This is a genomic window from Spirosoma oryzicola, from assembly GCF_021233055.1.
In the GTDB taxonomy this organism is placed as follows: Bacteria; Bacteroidota; Bacteroidia; order Cytophagales; family Spirosomataceae; genus Spirosoma; species Spirosoma oryzicola.
Genome location: NZ_CP089538.1, coordinates 1652691 through 1675559 on the forward strand (window position 1 = coordinate 1652691; position 22869 = coordinate 1675559).

Genomic DNA, 22869 nt, shown 5'->3' on the forward strand with positions numbered 1-22869 from the left:
TCAACTTAAATCATACCATCGCGGTGCGCTTGTTCTTCGTACCCACGCAGTTGAATGGGCGTTTGTTTCTTGCGAAGACGGATGTTCAGAAACTCAACCAAAAGCGAGAACGCAATCGCAAAATAAAGATATCCCTTGGGTACAGTACCCACTTCCTGATTGAAAATAACAACTTCTGACAGGTGGGCGCCTTCGGCCACAAGCATAAAACCAATCATGATCAGGAACGCCAGTCCCAACATCTGAATCGTTGGATGTTCATTGACGAATTTACCGACTGGTCCCGCAAAAAACATCATAATCAGGATGGAAAGCACAACGGCAATCATCATGATCGCAACATTCTGCGTCAGACCAATGGCCGTAAGAATCGAATCAATTGAGAAGACAATGTTGGTGATAGCAATCTGGGTCACTACACTCGAAACGCTTGTTTTGCCTTTCGTGCTGCCGCCTTCCTGTTCGTGGTCGCCACCTTCCAGTTTATGGTGAATTTCGGAAGTGGCTTTGTAAAGCAGAAACAGACCTCCCGCGAACAAAATCAGGCTTTGACCCGTGAACGCAGCCTTAAACCATCCGGCATCAACGTGGGTAAAGGGTTTGCTGAGCGAAATAACGAATGAAATGCCGAGCAACAGAATAAGCCGGAAAGCCATTGCCAGGATCAAACCGATGTTTCGGGCTTTGGCCTGGTCCTGCTGGGCCAGTTTGTTGGCGGCTATTGAAATGAAAATGATGTTATCAATCCCTAAGACAATTTCCAGAAAAGTCAGGGTTAATAAGCTAATAATCGATTCAGCAGTGAAGAGATCGCTCATAGTTGACAAAAGTACAGCCCAAAACTACCGGCTCCAAGCCGGGTCTGCAACAACTTGTTCAAGAATGAACGCTAAAAACGGATAAAAGGTCAGGAAATTATGCTGATTGGCGACCAGGCGGGCTGTTTATTTGTATTGCAACTCAACAAGTAGCGGTACGACATTGCCCGTTGCGCCAGGCTTTACCTCGAACGCAACCTGATCGTCGCGATACCGAATCTGCTCCTGCTTTACCAGCTGATCGCCGAGCACATCGGCCAACCGTTTGTCGAGCGGCCCTTTTTTCCGGTCGAGCGTTTTGATAAATCCGTCCATGTTCAGCGGTCGCTTGGCGAACAGAATCAGCAGGTAGTCGGCTTTGTTGCCTTTGTGTTTTTCCATCACAATCGAGCTTGTCTCCGACGGATACGCAATCGTTGTGTTCGGTCCCAGCAGGGGGCTGGTCAATTCGTCCGCTGGAAATAGCTTCTCGATTTCACCATCCTTTTGGGTAGTCAGCGCGTAGACGTACGCGTTTTCGGAGTTATTGAGATAAAACTTGAACCGCGTACCCGACTCATACGCTTTGAGCATCCGGTAAGGGCGAATGTCACCGGGAGCCGACTCGTCCGAGACAACTTTCAGGTCGCGGGAAGCCTGACGGGTTACGTCCATTGCCATTCCGTTGTTTAGCTTAAGTTCTGCCGATCCGCGTCGCATTGGGTCGCCTGCACCCATTTCGGACCCCGTATTTCCTTTATTGGCGCTTGTCAGGACAACTGTTCCCGGACGATTGCCTGCTTCGGCCTCAGCTCCGTACACCTGGAAGGCGTTCAGGACGAATTTTCCAAAATACGTGTATGGGATCCAGCAGAACCCTTTTTCGCCCCAGCCGGTATTCCAGCTGTTGACGATCCGAAAAGCCCCGCCGTATTGTTTATCGTCGTAGCCAATCACGCAAATGGCCTGGTTATACAGGGCGTCGTTTGTTTTTTCGTTCGGCGCTGGTTCCCAAACCGCGCGGGCTTCTTCAAACGAGAGCGGAGCGCCGATACCGGCTACGACCGGATTCCCTTCCGCCAGGGCTTTCTTCACCACCAGCACTTTCTGGGCCGCATCGGTCTGATCGGTAAACAATTGCTGAAAATCGCCAATGCGAAACTGGGTAGCCTCCTTGGTTGCAGCGGGTGGTATTGCTTGATTACAAAGGGGATACGCTAGTGTCTTCAACCGAGGAACGCCGTCGGTTTTGAGTACATTGAGTGCTTCCTCGAGTGTACCACCGCCTTGACAGCTTGCGTCTTTGGGATCGCGGATTTTGTCGTAAACAAACGTTGGCGAGAAGCGTGTCTGATCGATTTGCGGCTTCTGGGTGATGTTTTTTTCTTTCCCCTCCATAATTGTGCGGAGGTAGTACGCCGTGGCGAACGCTACGGAGGTTTCCTGTTTTCCCTGATCCCCGACACTGGGGCAGTACTGCTCGTAAGACACCTGCGTGGGAAGGTTTTCGAAACTGCGCGTAGCCAATGGTGCCTTCGTCATGACCGTCAGAGATCGACTTCGATTCAGCGTAAGGCCTCCCGCGTATTTCCGTACGGGCTTATCCTGCGCTTGAACCGATAAGATCACTGGCCCCGCCGTCAGGAATAGGGCAAGTCCGAAGCGTATGCAAACAATCGTTGGTTTCATGGTTGTAAGCGAATAAAATCCCGAGCGGCCACGTCGGGCTGATGAATACCGTATTGCCCGGACGTGGCCATCCGAACCGTTGATTGATTATTCTTTTTCTAACTCAACTTTGATTGGTTTTTTCAACTGAATGGACAGCGCACTGCCGCCCGTTGCGCCAACATCGAGGCCGGGCGTGTTGCCGTTCACCGTCAGAGTCATCAGACCATCCGCAATGGTAAACGTATCGGACGTCGTTGTTTTGTCGATGTAGTTAATCCGCCAGGGTGTGCGCTCTGGTACCGATAATCCCGCGATCTTGTAGCCCGGTGGAGCCGTATAGATCTCTTTTCGCTCCGTTACTTTCGCCAGCGTTCCGGCATCGGCTCCTCCTGTTTCAAAGTAGACGCCCATCATCACCTGCCGGTCGCGAACGATCATAAACTGTACCGATGCGTTGATTTCTGGCTGATTTTTTCCGAACTCGCCCGTTCCCGAAATAAGCAGTGGTTTAAACGGTCCGTATACGCCCGGACTGATAACGGGTCCAGCGGGAGCTGCCGATGGGGGAGGTGAGCCCGCCTTCGGGGCAGCGGCTACTTTCGTTAATTCATTGCCCGCAGCAGCCAAGGCCGCTAGTAGGGCTGCTTTCCGCGCTTCGAGTTGAATTTTTTGCGAGTTGAGCAGTTGAATGGATTCGTCACCCGCTCGCTTGGCGTTTTCGTATTCGCCCGCCAATTGCCGGTAGCTATTGGTTGTCGCCATAAACAGCGGTTTCGGAAATTGCTGATCCAAGGCACTGGCATTAGCGTAAAAAGTTCGGCTCCAGCTTTCGGTAAGCGGGGCACCCTGCTCGATGTCGGTCAGCATCTTGTCCGTTAGCATTAGTTGTTTTTCATACGCCATCATCTCCCGCTCACTCTGGTTCTGTTGCACGTTGGTGAGCCGGGGAATCAGGGCCAGTGACAGCCACCAGCACAGGGTCGTCAGCACGAGCAGGGCCGCGTACAAGCCCAGGAAGTGGCTCCATCGTTTGTTGCGTTCGGTATAATTAAGTGGTTTCATAGAGTTCGGTGTGATAGAGGCTATGAGCCGCGTTAGATCGTAGCCTTGCCTTGGGCACGGTAGTTACTGTTGCGACGCTTTGATTGCCCGCATACTTTCCAGACTTGATTGTTTAAGCATCAATTGGGTTTCCAGACTTTGAATGTCTGTTTTGAGCGTGGCCACCTGATCGGTTAGCTGCTCTTTCGTTTCGGCCTTACTTTGTCGATCCGTGGCCTGAACCGATACCGTACCTAGTAGTTTGCTATAGTTGCGGCCCGTCAGTTGGGCGAGCGAGCGAAAAAGAGTGTCAGCTTTATAACCGGTTTCCATCCGACCGATGGCTTCCTCCTGCTGAAACCGTAGCGCCGAAAAATCGCTGGCCTGTTCGTTCGGGTCCGTCTTTTTGAGCTTGATGTGTAAGCTGTCCGCTTTTCGAATATCGCTCAGAAAGTGATCTTCCTGTTCGGCTGACGTACCTTTTTCGTTGGCTGGCCCTGGGCCACTCAGCGCGTAGACCAGTGCGCCAATACCCCCGGCGAAAACAAGCGTTACAAGTAAAAATTTGATTAGGGATGCGTTCATAATCGTCACGAAGCTATGCGGGTAAATGTCGGATTAGCCTGTTCGTCGGGGCAGGACTTATCGACCCCAGAAACTGGATTTATTGCCGTTCTTGTTGGTTGTATTATCCTGTCGGTCAACGAAAAATTCGTCTTTGTCTTTCTCGACGTAATTCAGCTGACTCAGCTTGCCATAAAGCGCAATCACCACGTCACACAAATTGATAATGGCGCTTATAACCGGTTGACAGTCGGCATGAGCATACTCTTTGTCCAGTACCTCCTGCATAGCCGACTCGAACTGCACCGGGCTGATCCCGCACCAGTTTTTGAAATAATTGAACATGGCTTCTTTTTCGCGGTCGGGGGTGCTTCGAATCATGAGTGTCATGGCGCGGGCAAACCGCATACCGAATTCGGCGATGAACACCTGTGATTCGTAGGAACCACGTAGCTGAAACGAGTCGAGATTATCGGCAATCGTTCGCACGGTGGCCTCGGCCAGATAGCCAATCGTGGTAGCCAGCAGGTTCGGCTGACCCGAACGGGCGTTGGTCCGCACCCGTACGAGGATAGTCGTTGCGAAGCCGGCAATCTCACCCATCCGACTACCAATGGTCAGGTACAATTGCTGCATCGCGGGCAGAACGCTCACCATTCGGCAAGGCGGAATGTAATCGGGGGTTAAGGTGAAAAGGCCATTCGCCAGCGTCAACCGACCAATGGGCAAATGATACGCTGCGGATACTGAATTCGCCAGGGCCGAATTTGGCACTGCTCCCAATCGATAAGCGGGCGTGGTAAACGGATAGCGCAAAGGAACTTCGTCCGGATTGGGTTGCCCCCAGGGTTGTGGCTCAAAGGGATTTACTTCAACTATCGCGTAGCCAGTCGATTGAGCCAATCGCATCCATTCGTCGCGGGCGGCACTCAGGGCAAGTCGCAACGGCGGCTGGGACGCATCGAGTTCAATCCGTGCACCACCAGGCGTGACAGCCCGGCAATCGCTTACCACCATCTCATGACCGTCGCAGCTGAGCGCCAGTGGACTCGCTTTGCCAGGAGCGGGGGGGAGCAGGCCGTAGTTTAGCGGGGTAAGAAGCATTCCTCCCGCATCGCGAATCGCATCTTGGTAGGCGTTATCGTTGCCTATCAGATGCGACCGGGTTATTTTCATGCCATCGGCCCAGTTAACCGGCCAGTGTGAACGTTCAGGTAACATAGAATGGATTCAGTAAAAAAGGAAAGACGTACTTCGTGTCGTCGATAGAATCAGCGGTCAGTCACTTTATTCGGTACTCACAAAACTGCGGGCAATGATGACATCATTGGCTTTTATGCCATTGCGGGTCAAGGGTACGGCTGGGTCCAGAAACTGCTTCGATAAACCGCCCAGTGATTCCTTGTAAAAAACCCATCCCAGCAGGCTGCCTTCGTGGTTTTGTTCGTAATACAGAATGGGGGCTTCCGGGTTTTCCTCCGCGTTGTGAGAGTAGATCATGTAATGAAACAAATCATGCAGGGTTCGATCAATCGGGGCCTTGACGGTATACAGAGCCAGGTCTAATGTATCCGGACTTTTGGCTACGCGGAAAGTCAACCGGACGGTATCGTTGAGTTCGATGAGCGGTACCGCCTGATCAATCGGGTAAAACCATTTGCGATAAATTTTCGGAGGAATAGCCAACCAGGCATGATACGCATAGAGAAACAGCAGCGGAAGCAGAAACGGCAACAACCCCGATGCGAGCGCGGGCAAGAACCGGTCGGAACGTTGTAGGCTTTGAAACAGTCCCGTGAAGGCGGCTGCAATCAAAAAAAGCGTTGCGCTGGTCAACAAAAATTCAGACCAGAAACCTCCTTCGGTTATAAACGAAAACAAGCGTCGGGATACCAACACATGAATGGTACCTACTACAAGCGCTAACCCCTCAATCCAGTAAAATACCGTTACCAGCGATTCAGAACGTGCAAACGATGCACCTAGCGCAGCCGCAATGGCAACAGTGCCAAGGGCATACATGAGTAGTTTCTTTGTTAATAAAGCACCTGCCGAATGGCGCACGATCAAGCCAATCAGGCACCCTATCGCCATGACGGCGTAGAACGCAACGAGAATAATACTGGCTGTTTTCATAGAATACGGGTTTGTCTTACTCTTTGGCATTAGTCGCCGTTAATCCGTTGCTTCGAAACATCGGTTGACTGAACGGTCAATTGCTTAGCCAGGTCGTCAACCCCAATCGTCCGGCGATATCACCGTCGGATAAACGGAAGAAGCTTGTTTGCTCGTCGGGTTCGATCTCCAATTCCCAGTCTGCGTCGGCTGGTAAAAGGTAGTCGGCCAGCAGGCGTACGTAACGGAGGCCAATACCATCCGGTAAAAAATCCGATAATTGATCGTTGCGGAGTGGACCGATCTGAAGCCGAACTGTACCCCCTTCATCGACTAAGTAATCAGTGTTGAGTATCCAGTCCTGCCCCAGATAGGCATTGCCCAGCGTTACCGATTGTGGACCTGCCAAAGCTGATTCTGTGCTACTGCCGAAGTCGCCGTATTGAATCTGAACGGGAACTTGCAGAAACTCGCTCAGGTAAAACGCCGTCCCTTCCCAATCGCCCACTATTCGATACGCGTTGGTCCAGGTGGCGAGCAAACACGCGCGCTGCCGAACGGATAACGGTATCGGTAAGTTGCCCCACAGACAGTTCTGTAGCTCATCCCAAACGGCTCCGTACGCATGGGTCAATGCTTGTGCTTCTTGTGCTTCGATCTGAACCCGTTGCCGAAATGACTCCTGTTCGAAAGGCATCCAGAACGTGCGTGCTTCGTTTTCTTCGTGCCGGAGTCGTTTGCTTTGGTCGAGCATCGCCCGTGCTTCATCCCGTCCGGCTCGCAGCGGAGGAGTTGGGGGATGGTGAAGGGTCTCGGGCAACATGTCATACAGTCCTTCGCGGCTCAGGTCCAGCACATGCGTAAGCGGATGCTGCGCGTCGGCTTCGTTCGTTTCCAGATTCAGCACATCCGGGCTATAGGCCCGACTAAACGTACCTTTGGGCCGTACCTGCACTTCTACCGGAGTAGTAGCGTTCTGGTAGCAGTTCGCGATCCAGACCTCGGCGCGTATGTCGTACAAAAACTTCATGGGCGGTTAGCGAAGCGTTGGGTCAGTTAGTACAATGCGCAAGGGAAGTAAGCCCGTCCATTGATCGTCTAAAACAAGGCTCAACTCGTGCGAAAGCTGTTGTTGTTCTTCCGCTGTCAGTCGGACGGTTGCTCGTAGTTTAACCTGTACGTCGAGGGTGCGGAGCAAGCCCTGGCGCGGATTCGGGCTTACGGCGTAGCCTTTCTGCACGTCAACCTGTTCGATGAGTTCAGGCGCTGTTGCCCGGCAAACCGTCCGGATATCTTCGACGGTTAAGGCTCTTCCGCGCGTCAGGAGCGCCTGGCGAAAAGCGGGTAAGCTGGCCGACGGGTTGAGCCGGGCCATACCGCCTACCGTTGGTCGTAATAACGCCATTCCTTCGCGCCGAAAGGCTGGTAGCGAGGTTTCAATTCGGGCGCCAATGGGTAAGCGGTTCCCTCGTTCAGCGGCTGTTACCCAGTAATTGACAAACAAATTCCCCCGGTCCGGTCCATTGCTGATGAGTAACAGGGGAGCCGATTCGCCAGCGGGTGATACGGGCATAGACTGCCGGATACGCAACAGACTTTTCTGAATATCCTCGATGTTGCTGCGTAACGTATCGTAGCCAATAGCAGCAAAAGATGCGCTTTCGTCGCGGAGTAAGTCCATCAGTTGCCGGACCATTTCGTCGGCGTTGCGGCTATCGAAGCGGCCTACCCCTTGTCGCCGAACGGCATAGCTGCGGGCTGCCGGGTCACTAGCGTTTACTTCGGTGTAGGCCGGATAATCGTTGCCATCGCTGTCGGTTACGTCGGTAAGTTCAATCAAAGGCAGGTCCGCCTGAATCGGAAAAACGTTCATACCGTCCGTCAGACGAAAGACAGACCGCCCTAGTTGTCGGTTTAATACCGGAAAGGCATTCAGGACACACTCCGTTTTGGCTATGATCTCGGCTCTAAATACGGTCGGGAAGTCAACGCGAATCCAGGTCAGCAGGGGTAATGCCTGCAAGTAAGCGGCATCGAAAACATCGGTCACCTCAGCGGGGATGAACGATCCATTCGCGTACGGAGCTGGTGCCGGGAAGCGACCCTGTACGGTCAGAAAGTTTGACCGGTAATACCGATTGGCGTGTCCTTCCATCGTTTTCAGCGCAGGCGACAGACCGGATTCCAGAACCGTGTCCGTGCCCGGTTGGACGGTTAACGGCTGATCGTTCAACCACCACTGCGTTTGCGATAAATGCTGCGCGTAATCATAAATAGGAAGCGGTAGATTTTTCCAATCAATGAAAAAGCGTAATAACAGGTGTTCGGGTAGCCCTGGCATCAGCTCCAGGCCCAGCCAGAGTGTATAATCCGGTAACTGGCGGTGAAGTGACGCTTGGGCTACAGGAATAGAGTTACCCGTATCATCGACCCGCCACAGTTGATGACCAGTGGCTAGGCAGGCTACTCGCCCGTTTACAATTGGGTATCGGCCAGCGGGTGAGAGCGACACCTCGTCGCCCGTTTGGGGGTGGCGGGTTGTGAACGGATCAGTTCGCGTTACTTCGCTGACCAGCTCAATCGGGCGCGTTGCCATGACACTATGAGCGGGTCGGGGTGCTGTCACTACTTCGGGTAACAGCAATTCGACCAGCCGTTCGAGGATGCGCCCGCGTGATGCCTGAATTTCACCGTAAACACGTTCTGATTCGGTCGCCAGTGCGCTCACCAGCAAATCGACCAGCGGGTCGAAAGCAGTCGTATCGATGGCGGCTTCCTGATAGCCCCACAGCCGGGCGGCCTGTTGCAGCATCCGGCTTTTGATCTGATCGCGGGTGTCAAGCATGATAAGTAGGTAGGGCTACGTTGTTTTGCCGAGTGCTCTGTTATTTCTTGATCGGTCGATACGCCCAGATCTTACCCGTGACTGCTACCGACTCTCCCCAGTTGAGGCCCGTTCCTGAGCTTATGTAAAGCGTGTTGATTTGTACCGTCCTGTTGTTGGCGACGTTTTGTTCATAAACAGCTACTACTTTGGCACCAATAACCGGGTAAACAGCGGCTACAATGGCGGTGTGGTGCGGTCGGCTCTGCGTTTGCCATCCCGTACCGCTTGTTACTTTCGTGGTGTAATTTCGAAATTGAATGATGTCGCCCGGCTCAACGTCCATGACCTGAATGGGCGTACCCCAGCGATAATCCGCATTCGCCGTGACGTTCTTCGAGCCCATAATGTCGTTCGATGTTTTAGCACCGGCATATTTGAGGGCTTCCTCGGCTAAGTCCCAGCATTCGCCCCGCTTGACCTGATTACCATATTGAGAATAGGCAAAACCAGCGACGCTTAGATTGGTAGCATTCATCGTTCAGTTGATTTAAGGTGGAATTTATTCACTGGCCAGCGGGCTGAAATACATGACGAACGTTTGCTCCGGCATGGTTTCACCTGTCTCCGGCAGGTTACCGGTTACCCGAATGGTTATTCGTCGGCGCACCCGGATTATTCGTCCGTCGGTGTCCTGATCGGCCGGTTCGTCGATATCGACATACACGCGTGCGTACTGAAGCCGTTTTTCGTACTGTAGGATCAGGTTCGTAATGGTTTGCTCGGCGTCACTTTTCCACTGGGTCGGATTGGTGATATTGGCATAGTCTTCATTCCAGATGCTACAGCCCATATCGGGGTCATACCGGTACTCGCCCAGGCGGGTAGCCAGCAGCAGGTTGATATGTTCCCGAATCGCTTCAACTACCGTAATCCGGGGCTGAGTCCGTTTATGAAGCAGGTTCGAAATGGGAGCGTGGAGGGAATAAGCGTTAGCCATAGGTCATTCGGAGGACGGTAATCAATTGATCAGGGCTTCTTAAGCTGATCTTCGTAATACTTCAGATACGTTTCGATAGGAACCGATGTTGGAGCAATGTGCGCGGTTCGGTGCTGGCGGTCAACAATAATCGGTCCTACTCCCGGCACCGCGTATTTAATGTCGCCGGTTTTGTTGTGCATTTCGGTGGTAATCGGAAACACCCAGGCGTAGCTTTTTTCGATGATTTTCGAGTCTATAATGACAAAATGCTCGCCGGGCTTATCGAGATCCAGCGTTTTCATATATTCCAGAGCGATGGTTCGGGCTTCCTGCTGAGTCATCTTCGAAGTGGTGTGTTTTTTGACGGATTGACACGTGATAACCAGAAATGCGTACAGAACGGCCGTTTTCATGGGATCATTAAGGCTAAGGCGTTGCTGGAGCAGGGGCCGGAATGATGGCAACGCCAACCTCGCTACCACTACCATACCGCTGATTGGCGCGGTCGGGGCCTGTGATTACTTCCCGCCCATTATTGCCACCCCAGTCCTGACCTTCTATGATGGCCGGCTGCCCGTTATAATTCGTCATAATAACTACGTGACTGCCCCCGGAAGGGTACTGAATACCCACCACCGCCGTTGTACCAGGACCGCCAGCCTGTACAGCCGCAAACGCCTGATTGAAATTCTGTCCCCAGGCAAAGGTGGTTCCAAACCGGCTTTCGATGTTCTGCCAGCTACCATCCCGTCCGGCAGGTGCCGTTGCGCCCGGATTTGTACCCTGCAACTGCGCGACTACAGCGTCGATGATGAAGCCACAGTTGATGACACTGGCTAACGGATTGACCGAATTCGCTATAGCCATCAGTGCCGCAATGTAAATGTCGCCAATGAGCACCGTAGGCAAACCAACCACAATAGACCCCCCGTGCGTTGTTAGGTCGCCCATGCGGGCGGCTGGCTTTTTGCCTATAAACACGCCGAGTGATCCTTTCAGAATAGCGTCCGGAGGACCCGTACAGAAACACATGTCGCCCATGCGGGCGGCTGGCATACCGCCAATCAGGACTGTTGCCTGGCCGGGGGGAAGCACGGGACCCCCGACGTGCGGTACGGGTGGCACGCCCGGAGTAACCATTGGGCAAACGTGGTTATCACCCACGCGGGCAGCAGGTTGTCCCATAATCGTAACGGATTAATTGATCATGACGGTCATGGCTTTCAGCGATGCCTGTGCGGCACCCTCCAAATCAAGTTTCTGCCCTTTGACGGTTGTTTGCGTCCGGCCATCGACTTTAATCTGCGCGCCGTTTACATCAACGGTTGCCTCCGAACTCGCTTTTACACTTGTTTTTCCGTGTAAGGTCAAGTCCGTTGTTGCGTCAACGTCCATCGTTTCTTTTGTTTTAATTTCGCCTTTCTGCGCATCGACTTTCCACTCTTTGCGGGCTTTCATGCTGATGGTATCAGCATCCATACTAATACTACCCGCACTAAGGTTGATTGCTCCCTGGCTTTTGATAGCAATGTGCGCACTGCCATCCAGCGACATCATGATGTGGTTCTTCCAGTCTTTGTCGTGCAGACTAATACATTCTTTTCCTGGCTCGTCGCTGATGACGATGTGATTACCACCGTTTGTGATAATGGCTTTGTAGTAATTCTCAGTTGAGTAATACCGATTCATTTTGTTCTGTTTGTTCGGCACAACACCGGCGATTAGCGGTCGGGCGGGATCATCGTTTTCAAACATAACCATCACCGTTTCGTTGATTTCCGGAATAAAGTAGAAACCCTGATCTTCAATGCCATTGTAGGGGCTAATCAGCCGTACCCAGGTTGAGCTTTCGGTATCGCCCTGCGCCGACTGCCACAGAAACAGCACCCGAATCCGACCCAGGTGCTCCGGATCGTCAACGTGCGTTACCCTTGCCAGCTGGGTTGACGCTCGGGGCAAAGAAAACGAGGGGTTAGCCCGAAATTCGACACCCGCCGGAATCGCTTCGAAGTGGTTTGTGTAGCCCCCGCTTAAACTGGCTTCGTGGCTGATCGAAATGATGCGGTACTGACCCAGACTCTCGGTTCGCTGCGAACGTGCGTTGAGACTGGTGCTCTCCTTGATGTCAATGACCGACCCTACTTTCAGGCCAATTTTTGAGCTTGATCCACTAAAAATAACGGCATTGGCTACGGACGCTTTTTTCTCGTATCCAGCTTGTTGTTTAGCAGCATTGTCGGACCAGATCGGCACAGGTGGGTAGCTAAACGTACGTTCGGGGTAAAGACTTTCCGCTTTATCGATCAAAAACTGACCATACTCGCCTAGTCCGGTTACGGTTACGTCTTTGGAGTGACTTTTAACCGTCTGCATCTTCGTGTAGTCGTAGTCTTCAATAAAGAATTCTCCGCCGGGCAGATCCATCCGCATATCGAACGCGCTGATGTCGTTACCGAATTTCAACTCAATGGGGGAGCCGCCGGGCACATCGCCAAATACGGTTCGGTCGCCGTCGAAGTAAAACCAGTTGCCCGTTGCAGCTGCAAAGCGGTGCAGGAAATTATAGCTGCTTTCGTCAAATTTTACCACATAATCTTCCGGCTGATTATTACGTGGGCTCACACTGGGTTTCAGCAGATTCTGATCGTACTCTTTGAGTACTTTGTCCACAATGGCCGCGTGATCTTTCTGGTAAAAGGCAGCATAGCGCGTACCCTGCTCGAGTAGAATGGACGCGCTGAATCCACGAACGACGACAGAGCTACCGGTGGTTCGCTGTTTGGACAGATACAGCTGCGTAATAAAACCACGGAAGACAAACGGTGAGCCGCCACCTTGCCGGTATTTGATCGTAATCAGGATTTCTTTACTGATAAACTCTTTCGACTGATTGATTTTCATGGCGCCTGCTCCCTCGACCTGCTCGATAGGCACGTATAATTCAAACGTGTGGTGCCGGTCAATCCACTGGCTAATGCGTACCCGTGAAAACAGATCGATGCGTTTGCCGCCAATGTCAATCTGGACGCTGGAAAGATTACTCATGTAAACTAAGGCTTTAGCCGCTTAAACGGTAAACAATTAGAAACCAAGCAACAATACCATGACGGGTATATCTTTGCCGTTAACGTATGCTTTGGCTGTCCATTCTTTGTACGATTTGTTCGTCGGAATCAGTACGCCGGCGATACCACCAACCACGCCCCCCATTCCTGCCCCCAGCAACTTACTGGCGAAAGAGCGCAAGGCTCCAGTCGCCATTTTACCAAATCCGTTACGCTCAACCCACTGGATTATTGAATCAATAACGCCTGAGCCACTGATCCCCAGGGTAATTAATAATCGTTTCCGTCCGTTATCGTCGACCAGTACGGCTGTTCCTTCGGCGTCGTCATACCACATTTTACGAGGTGGCAACGGTACCCAATAGCCATCCAGTCGAGCGTAACCAACTTCTAAACCTTCGTCAAAGCCTAAAGGCCATTCGTTGAGCTTGATGACTGCCATGATTTATTCGATATGACGGTGTTTAGCCATGCGTTAGTTGTGGTGTCGAGTTTCAGAACCCGACACCACTCAATGTTCACTTAATAAGCGGCCCACTTATTTTCGTGCGATGCGCCGTCGATTGATAACTTACGGGCTGAGATAACCACGCTCGTTGACATGGGCGTGTTGTTCCGGGCATCCATGCTTTCGGAATAGCCCGTCAGGAAAGCGTCTTCAAACTTTAATTCCTTCATGGGCGAGTCTTCATCCTGCTTGAAGAACTTGATAGCCCCGCTGAATTTCTTGTTCGGGTCAATCATCATCTTGAAAGCAGTGGTATCCTTAGTCGACTCAAACTCGGCGTTGACCTGCCCACCCATTACATCGGAGGTTGGTTTTCCGGTTGTATAGTCGGTATTCTGGCCCAATGAAAAACTACAGTGTAACAAACGATACTCCGTACCGTCAAGGTCAATGGTCGCTTTGAAAGCCATGATTATAATTGGTTATTGGTTGATTGAACGATAGTTGAAGAAAAGTCAGGGTATACGAGACGAACTGTTAAACAGTCGTTTTACGCTTGTTCGACTCCGGCTTGCCAGTCGTTGGCATCGTCGCCTTTCGTGCCGTCGAGCTTTACCAGAAAATTCTTGGCTGGGAAGTAAGGCTTAATGTGAATGTCGAGGTGGATACGATCCTTCACATTCTTGTCGCGTTCGAAGCGCAGGATTTTAAAGTCTTCGATGATTTTATCGGCTCCCGTAACGCTATTGAGGAACTTGACAATCTGGGCGCGAAGGTCTTTTTCGGCGTCGTAGGTCCAGTTCTCAAAGGCCCGGCGGTTCAGAAAGTCGATCAGGACTTTCATGATCCAGTCGAACACCCGCACGACGGAATACGTCTGCAAGCCCTGGTTGTCGCCGTTGAACAGGGTTTTGGCTGAATACGCCATCACCTTGTTGTATTCGTTGACCATGGGTACCAGACCCAGCTTTTCGAGGTTGGCTATTTCGCTTTTCTTCATTTCGAAACGCACCCCATCGACTTCATTGAGTGTACCGTGCTTACTACCCGCTACGGGTTGTTGAAGCATGGTTTTGTAGATTTTTCCGGCCAGGGCTGCGGAAGGGGGAATATAGAGCGGCTCGTCTTCGCCGAGTTCGCTGAACGCTTCACGACCAACCAGGTAGTTGCAGGTCATCATGACGTTGGCTTTGTACGCATCCGCGCTGGGCATGTCTTCGTCCTGCCAAAGTTCCAGCACATCGTCGGGCGAATCCAGGTGCCGGTAATCGGTGAGCATCATCACCTTATTTTCGTGAGCCAGCTGAGCCCACTTGTCAACTACTTTTTTAGAACCCAGATAGCCCGGCAGTACCATCAGCGAGTAATTCTGGCGCAGGTCAAGTTTGTCGTAATTCTGACGCAGTTCGTTCGCTATTTCGTCGAAGAACAGCGTGTTGTCGAGGTCCTGAATCTGCTCCGGATCCGCATTGACGATGGATAGGTTCTTTATTTTTTCGGTGTCCGCGTTTTTGTAAAAAAGTGCCGTGGAGCGGTAGGCTGTTTCAAGGTCTTTCGTCTCATCGACCGCTTTCTTGAGATTTCGGCGAAGCGTTTGGGCAGCGGTTTCTGTCTTTTGTTCAGCTTCGCCAATCATGTCGGCGGTATTGTCGTGGGCTTCGAGGAGTTCGGTCCACTCCTTCAGGCGTTTCTTGAGGAGCTTCCGATCTTTTTCGGAGCCTTTCTCGGTCAGGAAAATGTTTTTACGCGCTTTCTTAGCCGGGTTCATGTTCTGCGCGCCATCGATTGTCGTTTCCACAAACTCGAAGCCGCCAAATTTGGCTAGTTGCTGACTGCTGTCGGTAAGCGTCTGGGCAGGGTTGGCAATTTTTACGCGCTCCTCTACGGCTTTGCCGTTTTCTAACTGGTCGGGTGCTTCCATGCTATTAACGAAAGAGGGGGTTGGGGACGTTTTGCTAGTACTGATTCATCATTTAGCATCTTCGAGTTCCTGCAACATGGCTCGCAAAGCCGTTATGTAGGATTCCTTGGCGGATGGGTCAGCCAGAATTTTTTGCAATACTTTGTTCGACTTTAACTGCTTGATAAACTTTTGATAATCATCCTGCTGGCTTTGCAGATCCTGTAAAAATGGACTTTGTGCGGTAATGCCTTTTTTGCCAAAATCACCCAGGTTGTTAAAGTGAAGCGTTTCCTCAAGGCCGGTTCCTTCGGCGTCTTCAAACTCAATGTCGATTTCGGGTTTAAACCGGGCGAACACAGCATCGACCGTTTCCATCTTCTCTTCGATTTTCGGTTTGAAGGGCGCATCGGCGGTAAGTTTCTGCACCAGCAACGTGCGGTTCTTCTGAATGTCGGCGATTGCTTCGTTGGCGTCATTCCCTTTCTTTTCCTGACCGCCGATTCCATAGTCCATCATAGAGGATATGCGTTTAGATGATTGATTATGCGTTTGATGATTTAGTCGAAATCCGTTGGTAGAGGCAAACACTGCTTGAGCGAACGGTAAGCAATGGCGCGTTTTTACACTCTGGGAATATCGTCGCACTCCAAAATCGCGATGGCCGCCGGACAGCCATCGCCATTGTAATGAGCCATCAGCATGTAGCGGGTCTGGGATGGAGGAGCAAAAACACTTAATCGTTCACCAGGCCTCAATTCAATCCATTTTAGAACGATCAAGTCCTCCGAAACGGCTGCGACCTCAATAGTACACGATCCTGGATTATGCAGGTTACGAACCGGGAGTCGGGCTTCGACCGGGCTGCGAAATGAGCCTATTTTCTCTCCACAGCGTCGCGTTATTCGGATACGTCCGCCAGGAATAGGCGTATAGTTGGGCTTGAAGTCCGTCAGAGGAGCGTAGTCAGGCAATGAGTACGTGTCTGAAAAATCAGTACTTAATAGGGATTCCATCGTTGTAAGCAGCGTTTATTGCCGTTGAAAATTGACCTCGCCCTCTTCGCCCATGGCTACTTTGAGCGTACTTCCTTTTCCGATCTCACCCGAAACAATCATGCGGGAGAGTGGTCGGCGCAGTCGATTGCGGATAACACCCCGTAGCGGACGCGCTCCGTATTTAGGGGTATAGCCTTCAAGCGCGAGTTGCCTTCGTACCGAATCGTCAATCGTTAACGTAATTCCTTGTTTGCTGAGCAGTGTTAACAGCGGTTTCAACTGAATAGTGAAAATTCTTACGATGGCATCCTCGGTAATCGGCTGAAACGGAATGATTTCGGTGAGTCTTCCCAGAAATTCGGGCCGGAAATAGCGGCCCATGATTTCCAATAGATCGTTGGAGGCTGCGATTTCACCCTTCGCGGCTTTTTCCACCACGTAGTCGGAGCCAATGTTGGACGTGAACAGGATAATGGCGTTGGAAAAGTCGCCCTCGCGGCCGAGCCGGTCGTGGAGCATCCCTTCGTCCAGAATTTGCAGGAAAAGGTCGAATACCGACGGGTGGGCTTTTTCGATCTCATCGAACAGCACTACGGCAAAAGGTTGCTGTCGGATCTTCGTCACCAGGAGACCACCATTTTCGTAGCCGACGTAGCCCGGTGGAGCGCCGTAAAGCAAGGCTGCCGAGTGTTCTTCCTTGAACTCCGACATATCGAATCGGATCAGCGCCCGTTCGTCGTTGAACAGAAAATCAGCCATCGATTTTGCCAGTTCGGTTTTACCCGTTCCGGTTGGACCCGAGAAGAAAAACGATCCGATTGGCTGGCCGGGCCTACTCAAGCCTGACCGGTTTTCCAGAATAGCGTCGGCAATAATTTTCACGGCGTGATCCTGACCAACAACCCGCTGTTTCAGGTGTTCGTCCAACGCCAGTAGTTTGTCGCGCTCTTTTGACTGAATTTTACCAAGTGGAATGCCCGTTCGGCTAGCGACTACAGCGGCTACTTCGGTTGGCTCCACTTGGTTCCGGACCTGGTCCCCGAGCGTTTCGAGCGTTGTCAGCACATCCAGTAAATGATCGGATAAAGCGTCGGGCAGTTCAAAGGCTTCGGTGTGTAATTGTTCCTCGACCTGCCCCAGCAATACAGGGCTCAAACGATTCCTCAACTGACGTTCAAGCCAGCGAACGTTATCCATATACGTTAAGGGGTCGGCGCTACTTTCCTGCTCCCGAATTTGGGTAAGTTCCGTGCGTAGTCGATTGATTTCGGGTCGAGTTGTTTCAGTGGCCATTTTCATCGCGGCCATCGTGCGGTCGATTAGATCAATGGCGGCATCGGGCAGTCGGCGGTCTTTCAGATAGCGTTTTGCCAACCGCACCGTTTCGGCTACGGTCGTATCGGCTACTCCGATTTGATGGTGCTTCTCAAATAGAGGCAGAACGGTCTGTACCATCCGGGTAGCGGTGATCTCGTCGGGTTCGTCAACGGCTAAAACCTCAAACCGGCGGCTGAATGCTTCATCTTTTTCCAGGTACTTTCGGTATTCGTCGTTTGTCGTAGCACCGATGAGGGTCAGTTCGCCACGCGCCAGTTCGGGCTTCAACAGGTTAACCGTTCCGGCGGCTCCGCCATTAGGGTCAAGTAACAAATGAATTTCATCGATGAACAGGAGCGCGCGGTCAAGCTGTTTCAGATCAGCGAGAATACCTTTAAGCCGATCTTCGATTTCACCTTTGTAGGACGCTCCGGCAATCAGCGAACCCATATCCAGTTGAAACAACTGCGCATTTTTGAGATGAGGAGGCACATGGCCCGCCACAATCTGCTGCGCTAATCCTTCGACTAGTGCCGTTTTGCCAACACCGGGTTCGCCCGTGATAATCACGTTCGGTTTGAGTCGTCGCCCCAGAATCTCGATCATCTGCCGAGTTTCCCGATCCCTGCCGACGATAGGGTCAAGTTTGCCTTCACGCGCGGAAGCGGTACGGTCAACGCAGAATTTAAAAAGCGTTTTGCCCGTGTTCGCCGGGGTACTTTCATTTGGTGTGGTTCGCCCATTACTCGTTGTTGCTGCGTTGCTACCGCCGGTTTGCCCGCTGATTGCCTGCTGAAAACTAACCGCTGCAATGGCTTTTTCCAGAAGCTGATTTTCAGTAAGCGGAAAGGATTTGAGTTGATCCCTGGTGAACGCCAGGTCGGGCTTGCACAAGGCAATCAGTACGGCCACTGGCGTCAGTTCATTTTCACCGAGTTTCATTCGAACGACGTCGGCAACTTCCATCAAAGTGCGTACCTGTTTGTCGCCGGTAGGGTCTTCAACCGGGCGGGCCGACTTCGGATAGGTTTCGATTCGGATGTCGGCCCAGTCGCGTAAGTAGGGTACGTCAATATCCCATAATACCAGTTGCGAGGCAAGGCCAACATCGTTGTGCAGCAAACCGGCCAGTAAGTGCCCCGGCGAGAATGTCTGGTGCTGATACTCACGGGCGATGGCCTGTGCAATACCAACCGCTCGTCTTAATTCGTCAGTGTAGGCAAGGGTTATCATAGATGGAGACTGTGAAAAGACGCCAGGAATGGACGAGATGAGTTAATGCCGTGTGGCTAGTGGATACGCGTCGAGATGCTTACTACCCTGCGTCTGTTTGGTTAGTCGTCGAAAAGGCAACCGCAGGAAACAGGCTTTCCTTTTTTCATTTATTAAAGGTCACCCACGTCAGGGTAATAGATAGGTCCGTCCCAAGTTTATCAACCCGAAATACCCCGTACCGGCCTTCGTTGGTTCGAAAAGCCAGAACGCTACCCGTTTTTATCGGCGTACTGGAGTCGGTGGCAATTGAATTGTCTGAATAGGTCAGTCGCCTTATCGTTGCATACAACGTAGCCGACGGGTTCGACAGGACAGACTGATCCAGCGTAGTGATCGCGTACTGAGCACCGTTATGCGGGTAGAGTTCTGCGTGCGAGGTTCTGCCAACCTGCTCGACATTCCAGTAAAAATCGGCCGGTGATGAGCCATCTGCCAGTGTCTCACCCCCATCCAGATCATACCCTTTCAGACCAGGAATCAATACCTGTCCTTTCGAAAAAACGGCACTGGTGCCACTGTCGGTGGTTTTGACAGTCTTTGGTTCCAGGTTCCACTGCGAACAGGCCGATAGCAGGTAGCTTAACCCGAATACGAATAGCCATACGATTCTCATAGCACGACGAGGTTAGTTTATTTCCGCTGGAAGTAGAAGTCGCCGGTCAGTGAGGTTGATTCCCACGGCACTTGCTTTCTATCCGATTGCCGGACCACTTCGGAGCGTACCTGCTGAAAAAGCTGGATAATAGTCTGGTTTGGCGTTTGAAGCGCTTTAAGCAAGGCGGCTGTGTATAAACCGTTTCGACCATTCCCATCCGCAGCCGTTTTTCCGGGGGCAGTGGCGTAGGCAATCACGGAACCGATGGGCGCGTCCATACTGGCCAGACCTGTGTTGTCGCCCCCCCGGCTCCAGCTCCGATCCAGCGGGTTATTCCGACAGGCATCCAGCACCACAATGTTGGTACGGGTACGGGCGTCTTCCATCTTGGTCAGAATACGATTGGCGTCAATGCATTCGTACTCAATCTCGTTCTTGCTTTCGGGTTGCGCATCCGTCGGCACCAGATAATTATTGCCGTTATTCTGAACGCCATGACCGGCGTAGTAAAACAGCCCAACCTGATAATCGCGCAGCTTCTCCCCGAAGTTATTGATGGCCTGGCGCATGCTTTTGTTGTTCAGATTGGCAAACTGAAGGACTTCGAAGCCCAGCTTTTTCAAGGCCGTCGCTACATCGTTGGCGTCGTTGACGGGATTGGTCAATTTATTCGATCCGACATAGTCCGAATTACCAATGACCAGCGCCAGCCGCTTTTCCAATACCAGCACAGGCGGTTTTTTGTAGATTACGGTCAGGTTAGAAGTTACTTCCCCGCCACCGTTCAGGTAAGCAGTCAGGCGAAGTTTGTTTTCGCCTTCATTTAGCTGAACCGTCTGATTAAACACCTGCTGACAATCCTTATCGCGCTCAACTTTAAGGTCGCGGACTTGCGTCTGCACTTTGTCGTTCAACAGCAGGCTGTAGCGCAAAACCGGTTTAGCGGAAGTAATGCAGGCTTTGGCGATAAAAGTCGGTGCCGATACGGTCTGATCAGCTTCAATATCACTCGTCCAGTCAATGCGCGATACTACCGTCTGGGCCGGGGTCGCTGGAAAGAAAGGAGTCGTGTTCAGATGCGTAACTGGACTTTGAGTCGCTGGAAAGAAAGGAGTCGTGTTCAGATGCGTAACTGGACTTTGAAATGTCATCACCGATTTTGATCCCGAGGGTGTAGGCTGCGCCAATAGGAAACGAACGGACAGACAGCCACCGATAATTAATAAAAACGTTTTCATACGGAACGACTTGACTTAGGATTGAAACGCTTCAGGAATAGGAGAGGGTGAAATCAAAACGTATGGCGTACACCGATACCCGTTATTCGATTGTCTGACTGAATGAGCAGCGACGTGCGAGCTGGCTTTGGCTTAGCAACGAAGGTGTAGATAACGTTGGCAACGGCAACTGCAACAGCAGCTCCGGCAACAATCGTAAAGGTGGACTTCTTTTTGTTGACGTTGTCTCTCAGTTCGTTGAAGCGCTGAAGGTCGGCGGCATCTTCGGCGTAGGCCTTGCTGTTGTATTCGTCTACATCTTTGTTGATGCCAAGCGCCAGTACAGTTGCGTAGCCCGCTAAACCAGCCGTGGCAACCCAACCAATGATCGGCAGTGGCGATTTTCTGCGTACAACGCTCCCCGGCTCGGCAATTCGATCCGTAGTGGGTTTGGGTCGGTCTGGTTCAAGCACCGGGGTTGATTTGGCGGAGGAGGGAGCCGCAGCGGTTGAGGCCGGACTAGCTACGGTTACCAGCCGGGCTACGCGCAACAATACTTTTACTTCCTCATCAATTCGGGCGTTATCCCGAACCACATCCCAAGCAATGAGTTTGTTCTTACCCGCTTTGATGGATTTACCGACATCACCGTTGACGCTGATTGGGCGAATGATGCGTCCCGAAGCCGTTTCGAGTTCAACATAAATTGAATCATCGGGTGAAACCTGCGGAAGCTCGTATTCGATAACGACTTTGCGTACCGTCGGCTCGGTGCGTAAGCGGACACCGTTGATCGACGTTTGTGCCTGACCCAACTGACTTGTCAGGAACAGGGCAAGCGAAAAAAGAAGTGAATAAATGAGTTTCATGAGTTTACTGGTTAATTAATGATTCCGCTAATGGTTGGGTACTCCCCAACAACAGCGCCGTTGCTGAGAATCAGAGGAGTAGCGTATATCTGGTCACCGGTCGCAAACTCCCATTTTTTAGCGCCCGTCGCGGCATCCAAACAGTACATCTTACCGTCGTTACTGCCGATGTAGACCAAACCGTTTGCCACGACCGGACTGGCATACACTTCGTTGTTGGTGGCAAATTCCCAGCGCTTGGCTCCGTTCGTGGCGTCAAAGGCGTACACTTTGTTGTCGCCACTGCCCACATAAACCAGCCCGTTGCTGTAGGCTGGGCTCCCCCCCACGAAGTTGCCTGTTTTGGCCGTTGTCCATAAGATTGTGCCGGTTGCCGTACCCACCGCGTATAGTTTGAAATCGTCGGTGCCTACGTAGACGGTACTACCGACCACCAGCGGGCAGGAATTAACTTTATCGCCCAGTGTAGCTACCCATTTCTGTTTGCCCGACGTTGCCTCGATGGCATACAGTTTTTTGTCGCTGCTACCAATGTAAACAGTGCCGCTAACCACGGTCGGACTGGACAGAATGATGCTTCCCGTCTTAAATGTCCACAGCGTTGATCCATCGGTCTTGAGCGCGTACACTCTGGTATCGCTGGAGCCAACGAAAAGAACACCGTTGCTGATGGCTGGACTGGAAATGATTTTGTCGCCTGCTGTAACCTGCCATTTTTGGGTTCCCGTAGCCGCATCAATGGCGAAAAAACGCTTATCGTCATTGCCGATGTACAGGACGCCATTGTCGATAACCGGACTACTTTCGAACCGATCCGCTGCCGCCTGTCTGGACCATTTTCTGGCTCCCGTTGCGGCATCAATAGCGTACAGATAAGCGTCGAATCCGCCTACGTAAACGGTTCCGTTGTAAAAAGCCGCACTGGTATTGACGGTGCCACCGTTTGTAATAAATTCCCAGTACTTAGTGCCCGTTGCAGCATCCAGCGCGTAAACCTTTTTGTCTTTGCTACCGAAAATGACCAGTGAAGAAGGCAGTGGCGACGAGGGTTGAGTCGAGGTGTCGCTCTGAATCGTTTTAGGTTCTAAATTCCACTTTGAGCACCCCGCCAGCAACAAACTGACTAAAAAAGTCGTAATGAGTATAGAGTATCGTACCATGCGAATAGAATTTGAATCGAAATTCAGTTTG

The 22869-nt window shown here is 51.8% G+C and carries 23 protein-coding genes and 1 pseudogene; all 24 read right to left on the reverse strand.

All coding sequences use genetic code 11. The annotated features are described in order from the left end of the window. Positions 1-5: 5 nt before the first annotated feature. Positions 6-818, reverse strand: a complete 813-nt coding sequence (locus LQ777_RS06710; protein WP_232561753.1) for a TerC family protein — start codon at positions 816-818, stop codon at positions 6-8. Positions 819-944: 126 nt separating this feature from the next. Further along, entirely contained in the window at positions 945-2486 is a 1542-nt protein-coding gene (locus LQ777_RS06715; RefSeq protein ID WP_232561754.1) for a C1 family peptidase, read from the reverse strand. Positions 2487-2573: 87 nt separating this feature from the next. Beyond that, the gene (locus LQ777_RS06720; RefSeq protein ID WP_232561755.1) at positions 2574-3530 is read right to left on the reverse strand and encodes a hypothetical protein; all 957 of its coding nucleotides are present in this window, start codon (positions 3528-3530) and stop codon (positions 2574-2576) included. Between the two features lie 63 nt (positions 3531-3593). Further along, positions 3594-4094, reverse strand: a complete 501-nt coding sequence (locus LQ777_RS06725) for a hypothetical protein (RefSeq protein ID WP_232561756.1) — start codon at positions 4092-4094, stop codon at positions 3594-3596. Between the two features lie 57 nt (positions 4095-4151). Beyond that, positions 4152-5294: a hypothetical protein gene (locus LQ777_RS06730; RefSeq protein ID WP_232561757.1), complete on the reverse strand. Its 1143-nt coding sequence runs from the start codon at positions 5292-5294 to the stop codon at positions 4152-4154. A gap of 66 nt (positions 5295-5360) precedes the next feature. Further along, a complete protein-coding gene (locus tag LQ777_RS06735; protein WP_232561758.1) occupies positions 5361-6209 on the reverse strand; it encodes a TssN family type VI secretion system protein in 849 nt (282 codons plus the stop codon). A 76-nt stretch (positions 6210-6285) separates the two neighbouring features. Next, positions 6286-7218 carry a type VI secretion system baseplate subunit TssG gene (locus LQ777_RS06740; RefSeq protein ID WP_232561759.1) on the reverse strand — a complete coding sequence of 311 codons (933 nt, stop codon included), beginning with the start codon at positions 7216-7218 and terminating at the stop codon, positions 6286-6288. A 6-nt stretch (positions 7219-7224) separates the two neighbouring features. Continuing rightward, complete coding sequence (locus LQ777_RS06745) at positions 7225-9033, reverse strand: hypothetical protein (RefSeq protein WP_232561760.1); 1809 nt, start codon at positions 9031-9033, stop codon at positions 7225-7227. A 40-nt stretch (positions 9034-9073) separates the two neighbouring features. Continuing rightward, on the reverse strand, positions 9074-9550 hold the full coding sequence (locus LQ777_RS06750; protein WP_232561761.1) for a hypothetical protein: 477 nt from the start codon (positions 9548-9550) through the stop codon (positions 9074-9076). 24 nt (positions 9551-9574) lie between these two features. Then, a complete protein-coding gene (locus LQ777_RS06755; protein ID WP_232561762.1) occupies positions 9575-10012 on the reverse strand; it encodes a GPW/gp25 family protein in 438 nt (145 codons plus the stop codon). 29 nt (positions 10013-10041) lie between these two features. Then, positions 10042-10407, reverse strand: coding sequence for a YrhB domain-containing protein (locus LQ777_RS06760; protein WP_232561763.1), 366 nt, complete (start codon positions 10405-10407; stop codon positions 10042-10044). Positions 10408-10420: 13 nt separating this feature from the next. After that, positions 10421-10861: a toxin glutamine deamidase domain-containing protein gene (locus tag LQ777_RS06765; protein ID WP_232562807.1), complete on the reverse strand. Its 441-nt coding sequence runs from the start codon at positions 10859-10861 to the stop codon at positions 10421-10423. Between the two features lie 21 nt (positions 10862-10882). After that, a pseudogene (locus tag LQ777_RS06770) lies at positions 10883-11179 on the reverse strand (PAAR domain-containing protein); the annotation flags it as partial. Positions 11180-11191: 12 nt separating this feature from the next. After that, positions 11192-13039 (reverse strand): type VI secretion system Vgr family protein, encoded by a 1848-nt coding sequence (locus LQ777_RS06775; protein WP_232561764.1) that lies wholly within the window; start codon positions 13037-13039, stop codon positions 11192-11194. Positions 13040-13075: 36 nt separating this feature from the next. After that, positions 13076-13501, reverse strand: a complete 426-nt coding sequence (locus tag LQ777_RS06780) for a hypothetical protein (protein ID WP_232561765.1) — start codon at positions 13499-13501, stop codon at positions 13076-13078. A gap of 80 nt (positions 13502-13581) precedes the next feature. Next, positions 13582-13977 (reverse strand): type VI secretion system tube protein TssD, encoded by a 396-nt coding sequence (tssD, locus tag LQ777_RS06785; RefSeq protein ID WP_232561766.1) that lies wholly within the window; start codon positions 13975-13977, stop codon positions 13582-13584. 80 nt (positions 13978-14057) lie between these two features. Next, the gene (locus LQ777_RS06790; protein WP_232561767.1) at positions 14058-15428 is read right to left on the reverse strand and encodes a DUF5458 family protein; all 1371 of its coding nucleotides are present in this window, start codon (positions 15426-15428) and stop codon (positions 14058-14060) included. A 48-nt stretch (positions 15429-15476) separates the two neighbouring features. Further along, positions 15477-15926, reverse strand: coding sequence for a hypothetical protein (locus tag LQ777_RS06795; RefSeq protein WP_232561768.1), 450 nt, complete (start codon positions 15924-15926; stop codon positions 15477-15479). 104 nt (positions 15927-16030) lie between these two features. Continuing rightward, a complete protein-coding gene (locus LQ777_RS06800) occupies positions 16031-16423 on the reverse strand; it encodes a hypothetical protein (RefSeq protein WP_232561769.1) in 393 nt (130 codons plus the stop codon). A 15-nt stretch (positions 16424-16438) separates the two neighbouring features. Then, complete coding sequence (locus tag LQ777_RS06805; RefSeq protein WP_232561770.1) at positions 16439-18955, reverse strand: ATP-dependent Clp protease ATP-binding subunit; 2517 nt, start codon at positions 18953-18955, stop codon at positions 16439-16441. A gap of 145 nt (positions 18956-19100) precedes the next feature. Beyond that, positions 19101-19610 (reverse strand): hypothetical protein, encoded by a 510-nt coding sequence (locus LQ777_RS06810; protein ID WP_232561771.1) that lies wholly within the window; start codon positions 19608-19610, stop codon positions 19101-19103. Positions 19611-19627: 17 nt separating this feature from the next. Then, positions 19628-20830 (reverse strand): caspase family protein, encoded by a 1203-nt coding sequence (locus LQ777_RS06815; protein ID WP_232561772.1) that lies wholly within the window; start codon positions 20828-20830, stop codon positions 19628-19630. 53 nt (positions 20831-20883) lie between these two features. After that, the gene (locus LQ777_RS06820; RefSeq protein WP_232561773.1) at positions 20884-21678 is read right to left on the reverse strand and encodes a hypothetical protein; all 795 of its coding nucleotides are present in this window, start codon (positions 21676-21678) and stop codon (positions 20884-20886) included. Positions 21679-21689: 11 nt separating this feature from the next. Further along, positions 21690-22838, reverse strand: a complete 1149-nt coding sequence (locus tag LQ777_RS06825; protein WP_232561774.1) for an outer membrane protein assembly factor BamB family protein — start codon at positions 22836-22838, stop codon at positions 21690-21692. Between the last annotated feature and the right edge of the window lie 31 nt (positions 22839-22869).

What these genes read in the sequence shown, in the direction of transcription:
- LQ777_RS06710 (WP_232561753.1), bottom strand. Translation starts at nt 818, where the DNA reads ATGAGCGATCTCTTCACTGCTGAATCGATTATTAGCTTATTAACCCTG.
- LQ777_RS06715 (WP_232561754.1), bottom strand. Translation starts at nt 2,486, where the DNA reads ATGAAACCAACGATTGTTTGCATACGCTTCGGACTTGCCCTATTCCTG.
- LQ777_RS06720 (WP_232561755.1), bottom strand. Translation starts at nt 3,530, where the DNA reads ATGAAACCACTTAATTATACCGAACGCAACAAACGATGGAGCCACTTC.
- LQ777_RS06725 (WP_232561756.1), bottom strand. Translation starts at nt 4,094, where the DNA reads ATGAACGCATCCCTAATCAAATTTTTACTTGTAACGCTTGTTTTCGCC.
- LQ777_RS06730 (WP_232561757.1), bottom strand. Translation starts at nt 5,294, where the DNA reads ATGTTACCTGAACGTTCACACTGGCCGGTTAACTGGGCCGATGGCATG.
- LQ777_RS06735 (WP_232561758.1), bottom strand. Translation starts at nt 6,209, where the DNA reads ATGAAAACAGCCAGTATTATTCTCGTTGCGTTCTACGCCGTCATGGCG.
- LQ777_RS06740 (WP_232561759.1), bottom strand. Translation starts at nt 7,218, where the DNA reads ATGAAGTTTTTGTACGACATACGCGCCGAGGTCTGGATCGCGAACTGC.
- LQ777_RS06745 (WP_232561760.1), bottom strand. Translation starts at nt 9,033, where the DNA reads ATGCTTGACACCCGCGATCAGATCAAAAGCCGGATGCTGCAACAGGCC.
- LQ777_RS06750 (WP_232561761.1), bottom strand. Translation starts at nt 9,550, where the DNA reads ATGAATGCTACCAATCTAAGCGTCGCTGGTTTTGCCTATTCTCAATAT.
- LQ777_RS06755 (WP_232561762.1), bottom strand. Translation starts at nt 10,012, where the DNA reads ATGGCTAACGCTTATTCCCTCCACGCTCCCATTTCGAACCTGCTTCAT.
- LQ777_RS06760 (WP_232561763.1), bottom strand. Translation starts at nt 10,407, where the DNA reads ATGAAAACGGCCGTTCTGTACGCATTTCTGGTTATCACGTGTCAATCC.
- LQ777_RS06765 (WP_232562807.1), bottom strand. Translation starts at nt 10,861, where the DNA reads ATGGCTATAGCGAATTCGGTCAATCCGTTAGCCAGTGTCATCAACTGT.
- LQ777_RS06775 (WP_232561764.1), bottom strand. Translation starts at nt 13,039, where the DNA reads ATGAGTAATCTTTCCAGCGTCCAGATTGACATTGGCGGCAAACGCATC.
- LQ777_RS06780 (WP_232561765.1), bottom strand. Translation starts at nt 13,501, where the DNA reads ATGGCAGTCATCAAGCTCAACGAATGGCCTTTAGGCTTTGACGAAGGT.
- tssD (WP_232561766.1), bottom strand. Translation starts at nt 13,977, where the DNA reads ATGGCTTTCAAAGCGACCATTGACCTTGACGGTACGGAGTATCGTTTG.
- LQ777_RS06790 (WP_232561767.1), bottom strand. Translation starts at nt 15,428, where the DNA reads ATGGAAGCACCCGACCAGTTAGAAAACGGCAAAGCCGTAGAGGAGCGC.
- LQ777_RS06795 (WP_232561768.1), bottom strand. Translation starts at nt 15,926, where the DNA reads ATGATGGACTATGGAATCGGCGGTCAGGAAAAGAAAGGGAATGACGCC.
- LQ777_RS06800 (WP_232561769.1), bottom strand. Translation starts at nt 16,423, where the DNA reads ATGGAATCCCTATTAAGTACTGATTTTTCAGACACGTACTCATTGCCT.
- LQ777_RS06805 (WP_232561770.1), bottom strand. Translation starts at nt 18,955, where the DNA reads ATGATAACCCTTGCCTACACTGACGAATTAAGACGAGCGGTTGGTATT.
- LQ777_RS06810 (WP_232561771.1), bottom strand. Translation starts at nt 19,610, where the DNA reads ATGAGAATCGTATGGCTATTCGTATTCGGGTTAAGCTACCTGCTATCG.
- LQ777_RS06815 (WP_232561772.1), bottom strand. Translation starts at nt 20,830, where the DNA reads ATGAAAACGTTTTTATTAATTATCGGTGGCTGTCTGTCCGTTCGTTTC.
- LQ777_RS06820 (WP_232561773.1), bottom strand. Translation starts at nt 21,678, where the DNA reads ATGAAACTCATTTATTCACTTCTTTTTTCGCTTGCCCTGTTCCTGACA.
- LQ777_RS06825 (WP_232561774.1), bottom strand. Translation starts at nt 22,838, where the DNA reads ATGGTACGATACTCTATACTCATTACGACTTTTTTAGTCAGTTTGTTG.